This window comes from Methylobacterium gossipiicola (genome assembly GCF_900113485.1).
Lineage (GTDB): Bacteria > Pseudomonadota > Alphaproteobacteria > Rhizobiales > Beijerinckiaceae > Methylobacterium > Methylobacterium gossipiicola.
Genome location: NZ_FOPM01000002.1, coordinates 270181 through 287308 on the forward strand (window position 1 = coordinate 270181; position 17128 = coordinate 287308).

The following is a 17128-nucleotide window of genomic DNA, read 5'->3' on the forward strand; positions in this document are numbered from 1 at the left end:
TCTTGGGGCATGAACGCGGGATGATTGGTCGGCCCTCTTCCGAGACTTCGGAAAGTCCACCCTTCACCTGCACACCCTGTCCCTCGAGACGTGCACCGCCGAGGTTGTTCCATGCGTCATGCTCGTGTCACGCCGCTTCTGTCCCTGGGCCTCATGCTGGCCGTCGCCGGATCGGCCGTCGCCGCTCCCGGCTGTTTCGAGGGACGACGCAAGGTCGACGAAGCCAACGCCCTGAAGTTCCAGGCCCGCGAGGAAGCCCGGATCGGCAACCACGACCGGGTCTGCGACACCCTCGACGAGATCGGCGACCGTTATGCGGATGCCCGTGACGCGTTCGAGGATTGCGGTGCCGGCGTCGTCGCCATCGATCTGCGCAGTGAGGCCCGGAACCTGCGCATCGCCAAGAAGGTCAACCGCTGCGACTGAGCGCGTGCGGCCCCGCACTTAGGCCCGGCGTCAATCGTTTCACAAGTCTGAACAGGCGGCGCAGAGCTCGCTGTCCCAAAGGTCCCCGTCCCATGAACCGCAACGTCCTGTCCTCGAATATGACTCTCTCCGACGCCGTCCTCGGCCCCACCGCCACTTTGCGCGCCGAGACCGGTCCGTCCTTCGCCGCAGCCCTCTGTGGCTTCCTTAGCACCACGGTGGCCACCACCATGGTGATGTTCCTGCTCAGCAGCGTTTGAGAACGGGGCGCCCATCCGTCAGGGCGCCGACGAGGCCCGACGTCGCGCTCAAGGCGCCACGAGCCAGAACCGCCTGTGGTCGAACAGCATATCGGCCTTGCCGACCCCGCCCCGCGCCGCCGGGCAGAATTTGGGCGCCTCGGCGTGCAGGTCCGACGCCGGCCCGGGCGTCCGGGCCGCTGGTAGAATCGGCGCCGTGGACACGGGAAAGAGGCCGAGCCGTGCCTGAACGCTAGGCTGACGCACGGCGACGATGGTTACCAGGGAGGCCAGGAGCGCGCCCGCCACCGTGCCGAAGACAAAGTTCATCATGGGTTCGGAAATCCCGCGCTCGCCGCACGGCATGAGCCGGCCCGCGATCACCGGCCTCTCCCTGCTCAAGCTTCTCGGCATGAATACGGCGAGGGCGCGAATTACGCTCCGTTAACGATGCCCCCCATAGGCTCCTCCCGCCGCGAGTTCAGTCTTAGTGCGGTGTCTGGGGAGAGAGCAGTATGTCGTACGGTGCCAACGCCTACGCGAAAGTTTCACAGACGGCCATGTCGCCGCGCGAGGCAGAAGCCGCCGTTTTGATCAAGGCCGCGGCTCGCCTTCAGGCGGTGCAGGCCGATTGGGAGAATCAGAAGGACGTTCTCGCGGACGCCCTCAATTTCAATCAGAAGGTCTGGGCCATCATCGCCGGCGCCGCGACCGAGCCGGACAGCCCGCTGCCCGAGCCGATCAAGACCAGCATCGCGCAGCTGTCGGTGTTCGTGTTCCGCCGCATGGTCGATACGCTGATCGAGCCGAACGCCGACAAGCTCACGGCCCTGATCAGCATCAATCACAACATCGCCGCCGGCCTGCGGACCTGAGGTCGACCCTCCTCCCGAGGGAAGGAGGGCCGATACGGTTTCAGGAATCGAGACCCGAATCCTCGTCGATATCCACGAGGAAGACGATATCGGCTTCGTCTTCGCCTTCCTCTTCGTCGTCCTCGTCCGCGTCGTCCTCATCCGCATCGTCGTCGTTCGAGGCGGCCTCGGCGTGGCGGGCATCCGGCTCGAAGGGCTCGTCCTCCTCCGAATCGTCCTCGGCCAGGGCATCTTCGAAGATCTCCGTCTCCTCCTCGGTGGCGGGGCGGATCTTCAGCGGGGAGGTGCCGTTCCACAGCACCTTGCCCTCGCTCTTCATGGCCTGAATGTCGTCCTTGAAGCCGTCGCAGGTGAAGAGATCGCGGGCGACCTCCTCGGAGCCGTTGATGACGGCGATGGCCACGCCATCGATCTCGAGTGTGAACATCGCGAATTCCTCTCGAACGTCGTTGCGCAGGGATGCGCCGGCCGCGCGGCGTCGGAAGACGCCGACCTGGGTCCCGCCGCCCGTGTAGGGGGCAACGGCGTGCACGCCAAGCCCCACTCCGTGGCCATCCCGCTCGCCGCCCCCCGGAGGGGACTGGATCTCAGCCGCCGCCCCGGGCAATGGCGCGCTTCACCACGCCCTGAACCTCCGGGTTCGACAGGAACAGATCGTGGTTGATGAGGCCGCCGCCGTAATCGGACGCGTCGGCGACGCGGACACCGAGGGCCTCCAGGCGCTCGCGGTCGGCCGCCCCCGCCCGGACCACGCCGCCCGCGATGGCCCCGGAGAGTTCCAGCGCCCGGTCGTTGGTGGACGAGATCACGGTGATCTTCTTCACGTCGGGCCCCAGCCGCTCGACGGCCGTGGTGAAGAGATCGATGTCGATGTCGGGGGCTGCCAGCACCACGGCGCCGATGCGGGCCATGGCCGCCTCGCCCGCCTCGGCCCGCAACATGCGCAGGGTCTCGAGGGTCAGGAGCGTCCCCATGGAATGGGCGACGATGTTGATGCGTCCGCCGGAGGGTGAATTCGCCAGGGCCTTCAACAAATCCTCGAAGGCGTCCCGCGACCAAAGGGCGCTTTCGCGGTCGTAGCCGTAATCGAAGGTCGCGGCGGCCGAGGGCCAGGTGAACAGGGCCGAAGCGCCCTTGAAGCGGATGCCGTCGGAGAGCCGCGCCGCGCTGAGCGCCGCCGACTCGAAGCTCTCGCGGTAGCCGTGGACGTAGATGAGGACATCGCGGCCGAAGGCAGCCTGGGTGAAGGCCGCCGCCGCCCCCGGCCCGGTCTCGACCTGCGGTACGGCCGCGATTCCCCAATCACCGGTGACGACGGACGAGACCTTGCCGATGAGCGAGCGGTCGGGCGCGGCGAGACGCACCTCCGCGAAGCTGAGGCCCCGGCCACGGTCGGAACTGAAATACGGGCTCTTCGGCGGATTGCCCACGGGCTTGCGGGTGGTGGCGACGAGGAGAATCGGGCTGACATCGATGTTCGACTGACGTTCGGGGGCGGCCGAGGCCGTGGAAAGTTCGTCGGTGACGCAAGCGGAGAGCCCCGGAGTCAGGGCGGCCACCCCCATGAGGGCGGCGAGGCGCACGAGGCCGCGACGGGACGGCCGAGGAGAGCGGTTCATGCGGTCAGACAACCTGTGGGGGCCGGGGACCGGCCGTCGCGTTGGGCTAACCTGTCGCGGACGATCGTGACCATGGCGGGGCACGACCGTGGCCGTGCCCCGTGTGGATTGCGGGCAGAGACGCGCATGTGGCGCAGCTCCCACACCCGCCACGGTCGTCCGGTCGAAGGGGGCGCATCCACGACACCCCGCGGAATACGATCGCACGCCCCCCTCGACGAATGCCGGCTGGCCCGGCAAGAAGTGGGCATGGCCCTCTCCTCCGCTCCATCCCCCGCCCCCGCAGCCGCCCTCGACATCGACGCCCTGCGCACCCGGCTCCTGGCCGGCGACCGGGCGGCGCTCGCCCGCGCCATCACCCTGGCCGAGTCGAAGCGGGCCGATCACCGCGCCGTGGCGCGGGACCTCATCGACGCCGTGCTGCCGCAGACCGGCCGGGCGATCCGGGTCGGGATCACGGGCGTGCCCGGGGTGGGGAAATCCACGACCATCGACGCCCTCGGCGCCAATCTCACGGCCGCCGGGCACAAGGTCGCCGTCCTGGCCGTCGATCCGTCCTCGACCCGGACGGGCGGCTCGATCCTCGGCGACAAGACCCGCATGGCCCGCCTCGCCCTCGATCCGAACGCCTATATCCGCCCTTCCCCCTCCTCGGGCACCCTCGGCGGTGTGGCGGCCAAGACCCGCGAGACCATGCTGCTCTGCGAGGCGGCCGGGTTCGACGTCATCCTGGTCGAGACCGTGGGCGTCGGCCAGTCGGAGACGGCGGTCGCCGATCTCACGGATTTCTTCCTCGTCCTCATGCTGCCCGGCGCCGGTGACGAGTTGCAGGGCATCAAGAAGGGGATCATCGAACTCGCCGACATGATCGCCGTCAACAAGGCCGACGACGGCGAGGGTGAGCGCCGGGCCAATGCGGCGGCCTCGGAATACCGCGCCGCCCTCCATATCCTCAGTGCACCGAGTTCCACCTGGACGCCCCCCGTCGTCACCATCTCGGGCCTGAACAACAAGGGCCTCGACGGGATGTGGGACAAGGTGGTCGACCACCGCAACAAGCTTACCGCTACGGGCGAGATCGCCAAGAAACGACGGGCCCAGGACGTGAAGTGGATGTGGGCGCTGGTCCACGAGCGCCTGCATCAACGCCTCGTCGGTTCGGCCGATGTCCGCCGCCAGACGGCCGAGGCCGAGGCTGGCGTCGCACGGGGCGAATCCTCGCCGGCCGCCGGGGCGGAGGCCATCGCCACCCTCATCGGCCTTTGAGGGCCAAGCCCCTCCTCGTCACCGGGTTCGGGCCGTTTCCCGGCGTGCCCCGCAACCCGAGCGCCGTCGTGGCGCGCCTTCTCGGGATCCACGCCCGCCGGCACGGCCTCGCCGGGGGCGATGTCCGCGTTCTCATCCTGCCGACGTCCTATGGGGCGATTCCCACGCATCTGTTCCCCGCCCTCGCCGAGGGCCCGAGTGCGGTGCTGATGCTCGGCGTCGCGCGGAGGGCCAAGCGGGTCCGCGTCGAGTTCCGCGCCCGCAACCGGGTGAGCCGGCTGTTCCCGGACGCTTCCGGCGCGATCGCGCAGCGTCTCACACTCCTGGCCGGCGGACCGGCCGAGCGCCGGGCCGGGGGTGCCGCGAAAGCGCTGGCGAGCCTGCGCCGCCACGGCATCGCGGCGATCCCGTCGCACGATGCCGGGCGCTACCTCTGCAACGCCGCGTATTTTCACGCCCTCGCCGAGGACATCCCCGTTCTGTTCATTCACATCCCGCCCTTGGCCGAAGTCGGGCGCCCCGGGCCGTATCAACGGGACAAACCGCCCGCCGAAGCCCTGGCGGCGGCCCTGGTCGCGGTCGCGCGCGGCCTCCTCGTGTAGGGGCGCGTTCTCCCTGCGGCTGAAGCCCTTGAGGAAAATCCACTCGCTGCGGTGCCGGATCGGATCTCGGGCGTTCTGTGAAGGTCGGATGCGGGCGTGCTGCGCCCCGGCGGCACCGAACCCGCATCGAAGCGTACACAGGAGAATGACCATGGTGGACACGGATCGCATCGTCGGCACCGCCAAGGATCTCGGCGGCCGCGTACAGGGCGCCTTGGGCGACGCCCTCGGATCGCACGGCGACTCCGTCGAGGGCCGTTTTCGCGAGGCGCAGGGGCGCGCCCAGGACGCCTACGGGCAGGCCAAGGACACCGCGCGGGACCTCGCCGACAACGTGAGCGATTACGCGGGTGACGCCTACGACCGGCTCCAGGATCGCGGCGGCACCTATTTTCGCGATGGCACCCGGGCGGTCGAAACCCGCGTGGAGGAGAACCCCTTCATCGCCCTGATGCTCGCCGGGGCCGTCGGCTACGGCCTCGCCCTGCTGCTGCATCGCCGCTGAACTTTTCAGCGCCGCCCTTACGGGGGCGGCGCGACCTCCTCGTTCACTGCGCCGTCCAGCCGCCATCCATGGCGAGGTTGGCACCGGTCATCTGGCTCGCCGCGTCCGAGCACAGGAACACCGCCAGCGCCGCCACCTGATCGACGGTGACGAATTCCTTGGTCGGCTGGGCTTTCAGGAGCACATCGTTGATCACCTGCTCCTCCGTGAGCCCCCGCGCCTTCATGGTATCGGGGATCTGGCTCTCCACCAGCGGCGTCCAGACGTAGCCGGGCGAGATGCAGTTCACCGTGATGCCGTGGGTGGCGAGTTCGAGCCCGGCGCTCTTCGTCAGGCCCGCGATGCCGTGCTTGGCCGCCACGTAGGCCGACTTGTAGGGCGAGGCCACGAGGGAATGGGCCGAGGCGGTGTTGATGATCCGCCCCCAGCCGCGCGTCTTCATGCCGGGGATCGCCGCCCGCATGGTGTAGAATGCCGACGACAGGTTGAGGGCGATGATGAGTTCCCACTTCTCCGGCGGGAACTCCTCGATGGGCGAGACGAACTGAACGCCCGCGTTGTTCACCAGGATGTCGACGGCCCCGAAGGTCTCCTCGGCAAGAGCGATCAGGCCCGCGATCTCGTCGGGCTTGGTCATGTCCGCCGCTGAGTGGATCGCCCGCACGCCGAACTCGGATTCGATGCCCGTCCGCGCCGCCTCGATGGCGTCGGGCGATCCGAAACCGTTCAGCACCACGTCGGCTCCTTGCTGCGCGAAGGCCCGTGCGATGGCGAGGCCGATGCCGCTGGTGGAGCCGGTCACGACGGCGGTTCTGGATTTGAGGGTCATGCGGATCTCCTGAAGGACGCGCCAGGTCCGTTTCGGGCGAACCCTGCCCCATGCGGCGCGGCAAGTCGATGCGCTCCGACCCGGCTGCGGCGTGCTATAGCGACGGCCGACGCCCATCGTCATGGGCGACGCTCGAAGGATGCCATGATCCGGTTCCTCGCCTCGCTGGCCCTCGTTCTCACCGGTCTCGCCGGAGCCTCGGCGCAAGGGCTCAAGCCCCCGTCCGACCTCGTGACCGCGAGCCTCGTCGCCGAGCCCGCCGCCATCCGGCCGGGCGAACCGTTCAGCGTCGGCCTGCGGATGGTGATGCGGCCGGGCTGGCACGTCTACTGGCGCAATCCGGGCGATTCCGGCCTGCCGCCGGACGTCGCCTGGACCCTTCCGGCGGGCTTCACGGCCGGCGGCCTCGATTGGCCCGCGCCGCACCGCATCCCCGTCGCCCAGCTCATGAATTTCGGCTACGAGGGCGAGACGGTCCTGCTCAGCGCCGTGACACCGCCCGCGACCCTGACGCCGGGTAAGCCCGTGACCCTACGGGCGCGCTTGAGCTACCTCGTCTGCGAGCGTGAATGCGTTCCCGGCACGGCGGAGCTCCAGCTCACCCTGCCGGTGGCTCAGGCCGGAACCAGCACCGGCGCCAATCCGCAGACCCGCCTCCTGTTCGAAAAGGCCCGCGCGGCCCTGCCCCAGCCCGCGCCCTGGCCGACGCGTCTTACCGCCACGAAGACCCGCCTCGACCTGACGGTGGAGGCGCCGAACCTCTCGGGCGACGGCGTGAGCGCGGTGGCGTTCTTTCCCTATGCCGAGACCGTCATCGAGAATGCCGCCTCGCAGGAGGTGCGGATCGATGCCGCCGGCCTGCATCTCGGCCTCGTGCGGGGCGACGCCGACGCGCCGCCGCCCGCCTCCCTCCCCGGCGTACTGACCTTCGACGAGGCCACACCCGATGGCCCGGTCCGGCGCGCCTACGCCTTCGGCGAACCACCCGCCCCAGCCGCCCCCGTGGCGAACACCGCCGAGGTCGCCCCGGTGGCGGCGCCAGCGCCGGACGACACCCTCACCCTCTGGAGCGCCGTCGGCCTCGCTTTCCTCGGCGGCCTCGTCCTCAATCTCATGCCCTGCGTGTTCCCGGTCCTGTCCATCAAGGTCCTGAGTCTCGTGCAACATTCCGGCGAGACGCCGCGCCGTGTGCGCCTGCACGGCCTTGCCTACACGGCCGGCGTGCTCGCGGCGTTCCTTGGCCTCGCCGGGCTGCTCATCGGCCTGAAGGAAGCCGGCGCCGGCATCGGCTGGGGCTTCCAACTGCAATCCCCCGTCGTCGTGGCCGCCCTCGCCTACCTCCTGTTCGGCATGGGCCTCAGCCTGTCGGGCGTCGTCCATCTCGGCGGCGGCATCGCCGGCCTCGGCGACGGCTTGACCCGGCGGGCGGGCCTCGAGGGCTCGTTCTTCACCGGGGTCCTCGCCACCGTGGTCGCCACCCCCTGCACGGCGCCCTTCATGGGCTCGGCCGTGGGCTTCGCCCTGACGCAGGCGCCGGCCGTGGGGCTAGCGGTGTTCGCGAGCCTCGGCCTCGGCCTCGCCCTCCCCTTCCTGCTCCTCACCGTCTGGCCCGCTGCGCTACGGGCCCTCCCCCGTCCGGGCGCCTGGATGGACACGCTCAAGGGCGTGCTGGCCTTCCCGATCTACGCCACCGCCGCGTGGCTGATCTGGGTGCTGGCCCAGCAGGTCGGCCCCTCGGGATTGCTCGCAGCCCTGCTCGGCCTCGTCCTCGTGGGCTTCGCCGCCTGGGCCTGGGAGCGTGCCCGCGAAGCGCGCCCGCTCTGGGCCGGGATCGCCCGGGGCATGGCGGCGGCGGCTCTGGCGGGTCTCGCCCTCCTCACCCTCGGCCTGACGCAGGACCGCGCCGCCACGGCGGCGCAAGCGGAGGGAACGGAGGCGTTCGCCCAAGCGAAGCTCGACGGATTGCTGGCCCAGGGGCGGCCGGTCCTCGTCAACATGACGGCGGCGTGGTGTATCTCCTGTCAGGTCAACGAGCGGACGACCCTCGGCACGAAGACCGTGCGCGATGCCCTGTCGGCGCGCGGCGTGACCTATCTCAAGGGCGACTGGACGAACCAGAACCCGGAGATCACCGCCTTCCTCGCCCGTCACGGCCGCAGCGGAGTACCCCTGTACCTCCTCTATGCGGGCCGGGGCGAACCCACGATCCTGCCGCAGATCCTGACCTCGGGTCTCGTGCTCGATGCCCTGGCCGCCCTGCCGACCGCGCCGCGCAAAGCCGCCCTCGCGACACCGGAGCGCTGATCATCCCCACGTCGATCCTACGGACCCCATGACCGACGCCGCCGCTCCCCGCTGGGCCGTGTTTGCCAACGGCGATTTCCGCCGCTACGGCAGCGCCCGTTTCCTCACGGGCCTCGCCTTCCAGATGCAGGCCGTGGCGGTGGGGTGGTTCGTCTACGATCTGACCCGCTCGGCCCTGGCGCTGGGCCTCGTCGGCCTCGCGAGCTTCCTGCCCGCCATGCTGTCGGCTCCCATCACCGGGCATGTCGCCGACACCTATGACCGGCGCATGATCGCGGCCGTCGCCTACGCGATCCTGGCCTTGGCCGACCTCGGGCTCCTCGCTTTCGCCCATTACGGCACCGGCGCCGTCTGGCCGGTCTACGCCCTCGTGGTGATCATCGGCACCGGACGCGCCTTCGCCAACCCAGCCCTGCAGGCGCTGTTGCCGACGCTGGTGCCCCGCCCGCTGTTCGGGTCGGCCATCGCGTGGAACGCCTCGCTCTGGCAGAGCGCCTCGATCCTCGGACCGGCGCTCGGCGGCTTCCTCTATGCCCTCGGCCCGGCCGTGGTGTTCGGCACGGCAGCGCTCAGCTTTGCCCTCGCCAGCGCCCTCGTCGCCGCCATCCGCTTCCGGCCCGCCCCCGTTTCGGAACGCCCGCCCGTGACCTGGGCGACCCTGTCGGCCGGCCTCACCTATATCCGCGACCACCCCGTGGTGCTCGGGGCCATCAGCCTCGACCTCGTCGCGGTGCTGCTCGGGGGCGCCACCGCCCTGCTGCCGATCTTCGCCGCGGAGGTGCTGCATGTCGGTCCCCTCGGCCTTGGAATCCTGCGCAGCATGCCGGCGGCGGGGGCCGTGCTGACGGCGATCCTCCTCGCCTACCGCCCGCTCCAGCGCCATGCCGGCTTGCGGATGCTCCAGGCGGTGGGCGTCTTCGGCCTCGCCACCCTGGGGTTCGGGCTCTCGACCTCCCTGCCGTTCTCCATGGCCTGCCTGTTCGTCACGGGCGCGGCCGACATGATCAGCGTCTACATCCGACAGACCTTCGTGCAGGGCGAGACGCCCGACGCCATGCGCGGCCGGGTCTCGGCCGTGAACACGGTGTTCATCGGCGCCTCCAACGAACTCGGCGAATTCGAATCCGGCCTCCTCGCCGCCGCCATCGGCGCCGTGCCGGCGGTGGCGCTGGGCGGCCTCGCCACGGTGGCGGTCGCTTTCGCCTGGGGGCGGATCTTTCCGGCGCTCCGGGCGCGGGACAGGCTTTTGCCGATCGGGTGAACCGGGGCTGGCCCAACGGCACAAAGCGGCGTTATCCCTGGGACGACGATTTTTCACTCGAATATGGATAAATTCTTTTTTGTCATATACTTAATCCATGAATTCTGAGCCGTCCGCCCCCATATGTCCGAGCTGGTGCGATGTCTTACAGCGATCTCGATGGCGAGCAGACGCGACAGACCCTCAACACGGAACAGGCCTTCGAGGCCTATCGCGCGGCGCGTGACGAGCTGAAACATCGCTTCGCCGGCTCCATGGCCTGGAAGACGATCGCCGGCATCACCTACCTCTATCGCGGGCAGCGGGGCATCTGGAAATCGCTTGGCCCCCGGACACCGGAAACGGAGGAGGCGCTGGTCAGCTTCAGGGCCGGTCGGCTTCGGACCCGCGCGCGCATGACATCCCTCGCGAAGCGATTGGATCGCATGGCAGCGGTCAATCGCGCCCTCGATCTCGGTCGAATTCCCGTGATTGCCGCCCGCATCCTGCGGGCTCTATCGGACGCACGCCTCACGGAGACGGCCATTCTCACGGTGGGAACGAATGCGCTCTATGCCTATGAGCGGATGGCCGGGGTCCAGATCGCCGATGCGATCCTCGCAACCGAAGACATCGACTTCTTGTATGATGCCCGCGCAAGCCTGAAGCTGCTGGCCCCGGATGTCGCCGCGACGGGCGTCGCCGGATTGCTCCGGAAGGTTGATCGATCCTTCGAAATCATCGGCAAGGATGGATTTCGGGCGACGAACCGTGACGGCTATATCGTCGATTTGATTACTCCGGCCCCGAAAGATCCGATGCTCTCGCGTGGACGCAAACGGATCGGATCGGAGGCGGGGGATTTGACTGCCGTCGAGATCGAAGGCCTGAATTGGCTCGTCAACGCCCCGAAGATCACGGAGATCGTCATGGACCAGCGCGGCTACCCCGCGTCCATGATCGTTCCAGATCCCCGTGCCTTCGCCCTGCACAAGTTCTGGCTGTCGAAGCGGGACGACCGAAATCCCGCAAAGCGCCGAAGAGACGAAGCGCAAGCCGGATTGATCGTTGGTCTCCTGGCGAAGCACCTGCCGCATCTGCGTTTCGACGATCCGGCCCTGGCCGCCTTGCCGCGCGCCCTGCGCGATGAGGCCGCGCGTCTTGCCCCCGCGAGACGGGAGGCGGCACCGGAGCCGTCCCGTCTCGAACCGGACTGGTGATACGATGTCCGCGCGGCGCGTGAGCGAAGCCCAAATCCGCATTGCGAAGCCTTCAAACGGATGGGGTATGCGTCTTGGTGTCTCTCACACAACTCGCGGGGCGCCGTCAGGCCCAAGGCGACAACCGCCCGGGACCGGGAGTTGTGTGAGGCACGCTTACTTCCCCGACAGCAGCGGCGACCACGTCGGGTCCGACGCGTAGGACGGCGTTGGCACGGGCTGCTCCACCTTGCCGGTAATGTCGACCATGTAGAGCTTGCCGCCGCCCTGGCCGCCGGGATCGCGGAAGAACAGCACGTACTGGCCGTTGGGCGCGAAGGTCGGCCCCTCGTTGTGGAAGCCCTCCGTGAGCACGCGCTCGCCCGAACCGTCCGGCTTCATCACGCAGATGGCGAAGCCCCCCTTGCGCTGGCGGGTGAAGGCGATGAGGTCGCCGCGCGGCGACCAGGCCGGCTGCGAGGCCGAGCCCTCGCCGAACGAAAGGCGGGTCGGCGTCCCGCCCGTGGCGCTCATCACGTAGATCTGCTGCGAGCCGCCGCGATCCGATTCGAACACGATCTGGCTGCCGTCGGGCGAGTAGGTCGGCGAGGTGTCGATGGCGTTGCCGTTGGTGATCGGCGTCTGCGCCTTCGAGGCGAGATCCATCACCACGATGTCGGCGTTGCCGCCCTCCTGCACGCTCATGACGAGGCGTCGGCCATCGGGCGAGAAGCGCGGGCTGGTGCTCATGGAGCCGGCCTTGCCCAAAGCCTGGCGCGAGCCGGTTTCGAGGTTGATCACCTGGATGCGCGGCGGCTGGCCCGTCGCCTGGGTCATGAAGGCGATGTCCTGGGTGGCGGGCGAGTAGCGCGGGGCGACCACGGCCGTCTCACCGTTCGTCAGGGCGCGCACGTTGGCCCCGTCCTGATCCATGACCATGAGGCGCTTGCGGCGGTTCTCCTTCGAGCCCGACTCGTCCACGAAGGCGATGCGGCTGTCGAACCAGGGTCCGAGACCGGTGATCTTGGTGTAGACCGCATCCGAGATCAGGTGCCCCATGCGCCGCGCGTTGGCGGTGTCGGCGCCGTATTGCTGGCCTGTCATCTGCTGGCCCGAGGTCACGTCCCAGAGGCGGAACTCCACCTTGAGCTTCCCCGAAGCCTCGCGCGACACCCGCCCCGTCACCAGGGCCTGGACACCGGCCGCGCGCCACTTGTCGAACCCCGGCACCGCATCGAAGCCCGGCGCCTCGGGAAACTTCGCCTTCTCGGCGGGGGTGAAATAGCCCGACCGGCGCAGGTTGTTGGTCACCACGCTCGACACCAGCAGGCCGAGGCTCGGATCGCCGGAAAAGTCCGTGATGGCGATGGGCATGGGCTGGAACGCGCCGCCGCCGATGCGCAGGTTGAGCTGCGCCCGGGCCGGCCCGGCGAGGCCGAACAGCGCCAGGGCCAGGACGGCCAAGAGATGCGCCAGACGCGGGATCGGTGTTGAGATCATGGTGGGGTCCGAGTTCTGGATGAGGTCCGTCGGGCACGCCGTGAAGACCGGCGCGCGGAAAGGCTCACGGCACGGGCGGGCGGCCCGGATCGGTGGGAGGAGGCTGGGGCATCAGACCCGCGAGAACTCGAATTCCGCGTTGATCGCCTTCCAGTCGTTGTAATACGGCGCGTATTGGGCCGGGATCTTGTAGGGGGCGCAGCGCCGCACCGCGCGCTGCGCGGCCTCCGCGATGGAGCGGTCGACGGCGTTGGCGCCGCCGCGCATGATCCGGGGCTCGGTGGTGAGTCCCCCATCCGGATTGAGGCGGATGTCGAGCATCGGCAGGATCACGCCCTGTGACGCCCCGGGGGGCGCGACGTAGCACCGCTCGATCTGCTGCTGCAGCATGCCGACCAGAGCCTCGCGGAGCGACGGCGACAGGCGCGGCGCATTGCCGGAGGCGGCCCCGAGGGAGGCCGTGCGCTGGACTTCGCGGCCGGTGGCGCCCGTGGATTGCGACGGGGACTTCGAGGCGAGGAGCTGGCGGATATCGCCGGCGCTGAACTTGTCCGCGAGTTCGGCCTGCTTCTTCGCCTTGGCCTCGGCATCGGCCTTGGCTTTCGCGTCCGCCATCGCCTTGGCCTTCGCCTTGGCGGCGGCTTCCGCCTTGGCCTTCGCGGCTGCCTCGGCCTTAGCGGCGGCTTCGGCGACCTCCTTCTGGTGCTCGGCCTCGGCCTTGGCCGCCTTCTCGGCGAGGGCCTTGGCGGCCTTCTCGGCCTGTGCCTTCGCTTCGGCGCGCGCTTTCTCGGCCTCTGCCTTCTCGGCCTTCGCTTCGGCCTCGGCTTCCGCGCGGGCTTTCGCCTCGGCGCGCGCCTTTGCCTCGGCTTTCGCCTTCGCGGCCCTGGCTTCGGCCGCCTTCGCTTCGGCCGCCTTCTCGGCTTCGGCCTTCGCTTCCGCCTCGGCCTCTTCCTTCTCGATGAGCTGCGCGAGTTGCTCGCGCTTCACGGCGGCCGCCTTCGCCTCCGCCTTGGCGGCGGCGGCAGCCTTGGCTTCGGCCGCCTTCGCCTCCGCCGCCGCTTCGGCCTTGGCACGCGCGGCCTCCGCCTTGGCGGCTTTCGCTTCCGCTGCCTTCGCCTCAGCGGCCTTGGCTTCGGCCGCCTTCGCTTCGGCCGCCTTGGCCTTCGCCTCCTCCGGATCGGGCGCGTCGGCGGGCAGGGGGATTTCCTCGGCGCTCGCCACCTTCATGTCGGCGGGACGCTTCGGCGGGGCGGGTGCGTCGACCTTGGCGTTCTCGGGCTCACGCTCCTCGACCTTGTCCGCCTTGCGGTCGGCCCGGGGCTTCGCATCCGTCTGGGGCTTGTCGGCGTTGGTCTCGCCCTTCGTCAGCTCCGAGAATTGCTGTTCGGTCATCACCTCGACGGGCACGCCCTCCTGCGCGTCGGGCAGGGCCGGAGCCGCGACGGTGAGCATCGCCACCGTCAACACGGCCACGTGCACGCCCGCCGAGATCCAGACGCCCGGTTCGTTGCGCTTGAAAGGATGCTTCACGGCAGCGCGCCCGCTATTTCTGGTCGGGCTCGGTGACGAGGGCGACCTTCTTGAAGCCGCCGCCGGTCACGATGGCCATCACCTGGGCGACCCGGCCGTAATCCACCCGCTTGTCGCCGCGCACGAACACCCGCTCCTCGAAGCCGGATTTCGAGGCCTCGGTGAGTTTGGGCACGATGCTGTCGTCGCCGAGTTCGTCCTCGCCGAGGAACACCTGGCCGGACTGGCGGATGGAGAGGGTCACGGGCTTGGTATCGGAATTGAGGGGACCGGCCTTCGATTGCGGCAGATCGAGGGGCACGCCGACGGTCATCATCGGCGCGGCCACCATGAAGACGATGAGCAGCACGAGCACGACGTCGATGAACGGCGTCATGTTGATCTCGTTGATGGCGCCCTGGCGCCGTCCGCGCCGCCGCCGGCCGCCACCGCCCTGTGCCGCTCCGTGGGCCATGCCCATGATCGTCCCTCGGTTTAAGCTTGGAGTTTGGCTATCGCGGCCGTGTCAGGCGGCGAGCGACAGGCGCTCGTCGATCTGGCGGGAGAGGATGGCCGAGAACTCGTCGGCAAAGCCTTCGAGCCGCGACTGCTGCTTCGACACGGTGGCCTGAAGTTTGTTGTAGGCGAGCACCGCGGGAATGGCCGCGAACAGCCCGATGGCCGTAGCGAACAGGGCTTCGGCGATACCGGGGGCGACCACGGCAAGGGAGGTGTTCTTCGACGCCGCGATGGAGGTGAACGCCGTCATGATGCCCCAGACCGTGCCGAACAGACCGATATAGGGGCCCGCCGAGCCGATGGAGGCGAGGAACAGCAGGCGCGATTCGAGGCGCTCGACCTCGCGCTGGATCGTGACGTCGAGCACCTTGTCGATGCGCTGGGACAGGCTCTGAATCTGCCGGCCGGACCCCTCGAACGAACGCTTCCACTCGCGCATGGCCGCCACGAACAGGGCGCCCTGCCCGACCGCCGGGCGGTCGTTGAACGAGCGGTAGAGTTCCTCGAGGGAGCGACCCGACCAGAATGCCTCCTCGAAGGCATCCATCTCGGCCTTGGTGCGGCGGAACAGCAGGGTCTTGTCGACGATGATCGACCAGCACCAGACCGAGGCGCCGAGCAGACCCAGCATCACGACCTTGACCACGAAGTGGGCCTGCAGGAACAGGCCCAGCAGGGTCATGTCGGGGGCCGGGATCGCCTGCATGGCATCGGCTGGGTTCATCGCAACATCCTCGCAAAACCCCATGTCGGGGCCGCCGCCGGACCGGTGGCCCGGCCGTCGCGCTTCAACCGGAACCATGAGGTATTTCAACGCTCAATGGTCCGCGAATCTGTCGAAAGTAAGGGCCGTGCCATCCCGTGATTGCGGTGCGGCAAACCCTTGCGGTTCGTCAGTTTAGGCACCCGTCAAGGTTAAGGTTTGGTTGAGATGTCGCCCGATGCGCCACTCAGGGCCATCCGCAGGCTGTCGGGCAGGCGGATGGCCCGGCCGTCACGCACGCAGGCCACCACCACCTCGGCCCGCACCAGGCGTTCGTCCCCGCGCCAGATTTCCTGGGCGAGGTGCATGGACGCCCCTTTCATCTGCGCAGTCCAGGTCCGGACCGCGAGGAGATCGTCCATCCGGGCGGGCTTGGCGTAATCGATCACCATCCGGCGGACCACGAAATGCAGGCCGGCGGCGTCGCGGTGCAGGTCCGACTGATCACCGGCGAGGCCCCGCAGCAGTTCCGTACGCCCCCGCTCCATGAAGCGCAGGTAGCTCGCATGGTAGACGAAGCCTGAGAAGTCGGTGTCCTCGTAATAGACGCGCACCGGCAGGGTGTGGATTCCGGCGGACTCGATTTCGCTCAAGGGCGGGTCTCCTAATGATACGCGGCGCCTTACGCCTCCGGCTCGTCCTGGCCGCCGAACAGTCCGAACTGTCCTGGCGCCTCCCGCCGCGGCTCGGGAAATCCCATGTGGCGGAAGGCGTGCGGCGTCAGCATCCGACCACGCGGCGTGCGCTGCACGAAGCCTTTCTGGATGAGATAGGGCTCGATGATGTCCTCGATGGCGTCGCGCGGCTCGGAGAGGGCCGCCGCGATGGTCTCGATGCCCACGGGACCGCCGTTGAAGGATTTCGCGATCATCGTGAGGTACTTGCGGTCCATCACGTCGAGGCCGGCCGGATCGACGTCGAGGAGTTGCAGCGCCCGGTCGGCGATGGCGCGGGTCACCGTCGGGGCATCGGCCACGATGGCGAAGTCCCGCACCCGGCGCAGGAGACGCCCGGCGATGCGCGGGGTGCCGCGCGCGCGCTTGGCGATCTCGTTGGCCCCCTCCTCCGACATGCCGAGGCCGAGCACCCGCGCGCCGCGCCGGACGATGAGTTCGAGTTCGTCCACGTCGTAGAATTCGAGGCGGATCGGGATACCGAAGCGGTCGCGCAGCGGCGTCGTCAGCAGGCCGGCGCGGGTGGTGGCCCCCACCAGGGTGAATTTCGGCAGCTCGATCTTCACCGAGCGCGCTGCCGGGCCTTCGCCGATGATGAGGTCGAGCTGATAATCCTCCATGGCCGGATAGAGAATTTCCTCCACCGCCGGATTGAGGCGGTGGATCTCGTCGATGAAGAGCACGTCGCGCTCTTCGAGATTGGTGAGCTGGGCGGCGAGATCGCCGGCCTTCGCGATGACCGGGCCGGAGGTGGAGCGGAAGTTCACCCCGAGTTCGCGGGCGACGATCTGCGCCAGGGTGGTCTTGCCGAGCCCCGGCGGCCCGACGAACAGCACGTGGTCCAGGGCCGAGCCGGTCTTCTTCGCCGACTCGATGAAGATGCTCATATTGGCCCGCGCCGCCCGTTGGCCGATGAATTCGGCGAGACTCAGGGGGCGAATCGACGATTCGAGGTCGTCCTCCCGGCGCTCCGGGGTCAGGAGCGAGTCCGGCAGCGGGTGCAGGGTCGGCGATTTCGGGGGTTTCGGCGGCTTGCTCACACGGGCTCCCGGCGGGCCC

Annotated in this window: 19 protein-coding genes; 9 read left to right on the forward strand and 10 right to left on the reverse strand. The window is 69.0% G+C overall.

Annotation, left to right across the window (positions count from 1 at the left end):
- The first annotated feature begins 111 nt into the window (after positions 1-111).
- Positions 112-426 carry a hypothetical protein gene (locus BM249_RS02845; RefSeq protein ID WP_091968739.1) on the forward strand — a complete coding sequence of 105 codons (315 nt, stop codon included), beginning with the start codon at positions 112-114 and terminating at the stop codon, positions 424-426.
- 92 nt (positions 427-518) lie between these two features.
- Positions 519-686 (forward strand): hypothetical protein, encoded by a 168-nt coding sequence (locus BM249_RS21535; RefSeq protein WP_177232293.1) that lies wholly within the window; start codon positions 519-521, stop codon positions 684-686.
- Between the two features lie 48 nt (positions 687-734).
- On the opposite strand, the gene BM249_RS02850 is transcribed toward BM249_RS21535, so the two are convergent.
- The gene (locus BM249_RS02850) at positions 735-998 is read right to left on the reverse strand and encodes a hypothetical protein (protein ID WP_091968881.1); all 264 of its coding nucleotides are present in this window, start codon (positions 996-998) and stop codon (positions 735-737) included.
- 182 nt (positions 999-1180) lie between these two features.
- Here BM249_RS02850 and flaF point away from each other — a divergent pair, with 182 nt between their 5' ends.
- On the forward strand, positions 1181-1540 hold the full coding sequence (gene flaF / locus BM249_RS02855) for a flagellar biosynthesis regulator FlaF (protein WP_091968741.1): 360 nt from the start codon (positions 1181-1183) through the stop codon (positions 1538-1540).
- A 40-nt stretch (positions 1541-1580) separates the two neighbouring features.
- Here flaF and BM249_RS02860 read toward each other — a convergent pair whose 3' ends face one another.
- Both BM249_RS02860 and BM249_RS02865 read right to left on the reverse strand, forming a co-directional pair.
- On the reverse strand, positions 1581-1967 hold the full coding sequence (locus tag BM249_RS02860; protein WP_091968883.1) for a hypothetical protein: 387 nt from the start codon (positions 1965-1967) through the stop codon (positions 1581-1583).
- Between the two features lie 160 nt (positions 1968-2127).
- The gene (locus BM249_RS02865) at positions 2128-3159 is read right to left on the reverse strand and encodes an alpha/beta hydrolase (protein ID WP_091968743.1); all 1032 of its coding nucleotides are present in this window, start codon (positions 3157-3159) and stop codon (positions 2128-2130) included.
- Positions 3160-3408: 249 nt separating this feature from the next.
- Here BM249_RS02865 and meaB point away from each other — a divergent pair, with 249 nt between their 5' ends.
- The 3 genes from meaB to BM249_RS02880 all read left to right on the forward strand — a co-directional run bounded on the left by meaB (position 3409) and on the right by BM249_RS02880 (position 5532).
- A complete protein-coding gene (gene meaB / locus BM249_RS02870; protein WP_091968745.1) occupies positions 3409-4425 on the forward strand; it encodes a methylmalonyl Co-A mutase-associated GTPase MeaB in 1017 nt (338 codons plus the stop codon).
- Positions 4422-5027, forward strand: a complete 606-nt coding sequence (locus tag BM249_RS02875; protein ID WP_091968747.1) for a pyroglutamyl-peptidase I — start codon at positions 4422-4424, stop codon at positions 5025-5027. The genes meaB and BM249_RS02875 overlap by 4 nt, the downstream gene beginning before the upstream one ends.
- A 151-nt stretch (positions 5028-5178) precedes the next feature.
- Complete coding sequence (locus BM249_RS02880; RefSeq protein ID WP_091968886.1) at positions 5179-5532, forward strand: CsbD family protein; 354 nt, start codon at positions 5179-5181, stop codon at positions 5530-5532.
- Between the two features lie 43 nt (positions 5533-5575).
- On the opposite strand, the gene BM249_RS02885 is transcribed toward BM249_RS02880, so the two are convergent.
- Entirely contained in the window at positions 5576-6361 is a 786-nt protein-coding gene (locus tag BM249_RS02885) for a 3-hydroxybutyrate dehydrogenase (protein WP_091968749.1), read from the reverse strand.
- A gap of 144 nt (positions 6362-6505) precedes the next feature.
- Between BM249_RS02885 and BM249_RS02890 the strand changes: the two genes are divergently transcribed.
- The 3 genes from BM249_RS02890 (at position 6506) to BM249_RS02900 (ending at position 11125) form a co-directional block, all read left to right on the forward strand.
- The gene (locus BM249_RS02890; protein ID WP_091968751.1) at positions 6506-8665 is read left to right on the forward strand and encodes a protein-disulfide reductase DsbD family protein; all 2160 of its coding nucleotides are present in this window, start codon (positions 6506-6508) and stop codon (positions 8663-8665) included.
- A 28-nt stretch (positions 8666-8693) separates the two neighbouring features.
- Entirely contained in the window at positions 8694-9926 is a 1233-nt protein-coding gene (locus BM249_RS02895) for an MFS transporter (protein ID WP_091968753.1), read from the forward strand.
- A 467-nt stretch (positions 9927-10393) separates the two neighbouring features.
- Positions 10394-11125, forward strand: coding sequence for a nucleotidyltransferase family protein (locus tag BM249_RS02900; protein WP_244528550.1), 732 nt, complete (start codon positions 10394-10396; stop codon positions 11123-11125).
- Between the two features lie 156 nt (positions 11126-11281).
- On the opposite strand, the gene tolB is transcribed toward BM249_RS02900, so the two are convergent.
- From tolB to ruvB, 6 genes are all read right to left on the reverse strand, one after another.
- A complete protein-coding gene (gene tolB, locus BM249_RS02905; protein WP_091968757.1) occupies positions 11282-12604 on the reverse strand; it encodes a Tol-Pal system beta propeller repeat protein TolB in 1323 nt (440 codons plus the stop codon).
- 111 nt (positions 12605-12715) lie between these two features.
- On the reverse strand, positions 12716-14134 hold the full coding sequence (tolA, locus tag BM249_RS02910; protein WP_244528551.1) for a cell envelope integrity protein TolA: 1419 nt from the start codon (positions 14132-14134) through the stop codon (positions 12716-12718).
- Between the two features lie 13 nt (positions 14135-14147).
- The gene (locus tag BM249_RS02915) at positions 14148-14594 is read right to left on the reverse strand and encodes an ExbD/TolR family protein (RefSeq protein WP_091968758.1); all 447 of its coding nucleotides are present in this window, start codon (positions 14592-14594) and stop codon (positions 14148-14150) included.
- A 45-nt stretch (positions 14595-14639) separates the two neighbouring features.
- Positions 14640-15356 carry a protein TolQ gene (gene tolQ / locus BM249_RS02920; protein WP_091968760.1) on the reverse strand — a complete coding sequence of 239 codons (717 nt, stop codon included), beginning with the start codon at positions 15354-15356 and terminating at the stop codon, positions 14640-14642.
- Between the two features lie 191 nt (positions 15357-15547).
- Entirely contained in the window at positions 15548-15988 is a 441-nt protein-coding gene (gene ybgC / locus BM249_RS02925; protein ID WP_244528552.1) for a tol-pal system-associated acyl-CoA thioesterase, read from the reverse strand.
- A gap of 29 nt (positions 15989-16017) precedes the next feature.
- On the reverse strand, positions 16018-17109 hold the full coding sequence (ruvB, locus tag BM249_RS02930) for a Holliday junction branch migration DNA helicase RuvB (protein ID WP_244528553.1): 1092 nt from the start codon (positions 17107-17109) through the stop codon (positions 16018-16020).
- Positions 17110-17128 lie beyond the last annotated feature (19 nt).